Below are 2890 nucleotides of genomic sequence, written 5' to 3' on the forward strand. Positions count from 1 at the left end.
GAAGCGAAAGTCATTTCATCTTTAAATATATGATCTGTACAAAGTAAAGAGAGGAAAACAATGACACACAAACGATTTATCTCTGTAGACATATTGCGGGGAATCATTATATCCATAATGCTCCTTGGCAACCTGTCGCCAGATTCAGGCTTTACCTATACACAGTTTTTACACTGTACCTGGGAAGGCATCCACATTATTGACATGGCTTTTCCGGGATTTATCTTTATAATGGGAATATCCATGTCCTTATCAGGACTTAATACAAAACAGAATTGGTTATCAAAGGTTTTGCAACGCACTCTGATATTGTTAATAATAGGAACGATACTTAATCATCTGTCATTCTTTGTAAATGTTATTGCTACCACGGATTATTCCCTGTTGGACTGCCTAAAGGAAATAAAGGCCAACTTCAGGCCCCTGGGTGTACTGCAGCGTATAGCGCTGGTCTATTTTATATCAGCATTTATCTTCCGATTGTCCTCAGGAAAATATTCCCTGGGGATGTTGGCAACAATTTTGATGCTTCTTTCCACAACAGGATACCACTGGTATAACCCTGAAATGTCCTATAATGAACTGAATAATATCAGCATTGCAATCGACCAAAGCTTTTTGGGAAGCAATCATACCTATGACCATGGCCTTTGGGACCCTGAAGGAATATATGGCACAATAAATGCCACAGCATCTGCTCTTTTAGGATTAATAACAGGAATATTGCTGAAGGAACACACCCGCATTATTTTTTCAGGGACATCAACAGCAAAAAAGCTTTTTATATATGGTACTTCCTGCATTGTAATCGGATGGTGCTGGAGCAATGTGGAAATTATCAGCAAGCCCCTATGGACTGCACCATATGTTTTAGTCAATGCCGGAATTGATCTGATACTATTATCCATATTGGAAATAGCAGTAGAAAAACCTATATTCCATCTGATTTACCATCCATGGCAGGCCATAGGTCGCAATCCAATCCTTATTTATGTGATAAGTGAGATTGTTGTCATAACACTATGCACCCTAACATTCAATCAGGAGCCCCTGTACACATGGCTGTATCACACATACTGCTTCGACCCGTCAAACCCTTATTTTACCACTCTGTTATACACCGTTGGCTGGCTTATTGTGTATACAATAATGGCTGAAATATTATATGCCAAAAACATTATCATTAAGCTTTAACAAAAAGCCCCGAATATTATGGATAGTGCTATTTCCTTGCAACAAGGAAAAACCATCCATAAGCTTCGGGGCAATATTATTTTACCAGCCTCCGGATGAACCGCCACCACCGGAGCTGCCACCACCAAAGCCACTGTCCGAATCATCATCCGAGCCAAAGGAAAAGAAACTGGAATCTGAATCATTTTTTGAGTGGCGACCTGAACCACCGCCTGATCCACTACCATTGAATGAGCTGGATAAATGCTCGAAACTAATACTTCCATATTTCCCCAGTGTTACAATATAAATCAGTACAAGCAACAAATCAAGGAGCAGACATAAAGCCATTACAATCAGGAACATCGCAAGAGGTCTGCCCACAAATATCACCAGGAGAATCAGGATTATGAAAATCCCTCCATACAGTATATCTTCCCACCATTCATATTCCTCTTCAGCTTCCTCAACTACCTTTGAGCCCTCCGGTGGTGTTGCATCATATTCTGTATAAGTCTTCATTGCCAGCTTGCGATAGGCTTTTATAATGCCCTCAGAATATTCCTCATCCTTGAAGTATGATGTCATACCATCCAAAACCGAACCACAAAAACCGTCGGTAAGGGCACCTTCCAGACCATAACCAACCTCTATACGGAATTTACGGTCATTTTTTGCTATGAGCAGAAGGACACCATTGTTTTTTGTTTTATCACCGATACCCCAGGAACGGAACAGCTTGTTGGCATAATCCTCAATGGAATCATCCTCCAGGGTGTCAACTGTAACAACTACAAGCTGTGCACCAAATCTGGTATCCAGGTCCTTGCCGATTTCTAAAATTTCCTTTTTTTCCTCTGCCTGTACCATATTGGAAAAATCAGCAAGATATATGTCCTGTTTTGGCGGGTCCGGAATAGTTGCTGCATTGACTGAACTATTCCCCCAAAAACAGAATAATAAAGCTATTACCAGACAGAGTTTATTCAGCCAGCCCATCAAAATGCCACCTTCGGTACAGTATGGGCCGCTTCTTCTGCCTCAAACTGTGGAAGACTTGAATAGCCCATTATACCTGCAAACATATTCCCGGGGAAAGTGCTGACAATAACATTATAGCGTTTAATGGCATCATTATAATCACGCCTTGCCACTGCAATTCTATTCTCTGAGCCTGATATTTCTCTCATCAGCTCGGTAAAATGAGCATCTGATTTTAATGCAGGATAGTTTTCAGCTACTGCAATCAGGCGCCCCAAGGCACCGGTAAGAGCAGCATCTGCCTGGGCCATTTCCTCAGGTGATTTTGCCCCTGCAATCTGAGACCTGGCTTCAGTGACTTCAGTTAAAACCTTTTCTTCATACTGCATATATCCCTTGACGGTCGATACAAGATTAGGAATTAAATCAGCCCGCCGCTGAATCTGATTTTCTATCTGTCCATATTGTGCATCAACATCAATTCTTGCAGACTTTATCTCATTGTATGTACCTATTCCTGCAAAAATTACAACCACCGCTATTACAATTGCAATTATACTGCCTTTACTCATCAAAGCATCTCCCCCTAAAAAAATATTTATAACGAGCTTTAAGATGTCCCCTTCCTCTTTAGGTGGGGGAAAACAAACTACAACAGCTGGCGAGCATATCTCCCAGCTCGTTGAAACGCTAATTGGAAGATTTTTCTTCTAAAGAAGAAAAATTTGAACAATGG

General features: G+C 41.0%; 3 protein-coding genes. 1 reads left to right on the plus strand and 2 read right to left on the minus strand.

What is annotated here, in order from left to right; genetic code table 11:
- The first annotated feature begins 60 nt into the window (after window positions 1-60).
- The gene (locus tag K6C05_RS02250) at window positions 61-1194 is read left to right on the plus strand and encodes a heparan-alpha-glucosaminide N-acetyltransferase domain-containing protein (RefSeq protein WP_296730795.1); all 1134 of its coding nucleotides are present in this window, start codon (window positions 61-63) and stop codon (window positions 1192-1194) included.
- A gap of 81 nt (window positions 1195-1275) precedes the next feature.
- Here the strand turns inward: K6C05_RS02250 and K6C05_RS02255 are convergent, their stop codons facing one another.
- Window positions 1276-2172, minus strand: coding sequence for a TPM domain-containing protein (locus tag K6C05_RS02255; RefSeq protein ID WP_296730797.1), 897 nt, complete (start codon window positions 2170-2172; stop codon window positions 1276-1278).
- Window positions 2172-2726 carry a LemA family protein gene (locus K6C05_RS02260; RefSeq protein WP_296730798.1) on the minus strand — a complete coding sequence of 185 codons (555 nt, stop codon included), beginning with the start codon at window positions 2724-2726 and terminating at the stop codon, window positions 2172-2174. The genes K6C05_RS02255 and K6C05_RS02260 overlap by 1 nt, the downstream gene beginning before the upstream one ends.
- Window positions 2727-2890: the final 164 nt, after the last annotated feature.

Source organism: Anaerovibrio sp. (genome assembly GCF_024697385.1).
In the GTDB taxonomy this organism is placed as follows: domain Bacteria; phylum Bacillota; class Negativicutes; order Selenomonadales; family Selenomonadaceae; genus Anaerovibrio.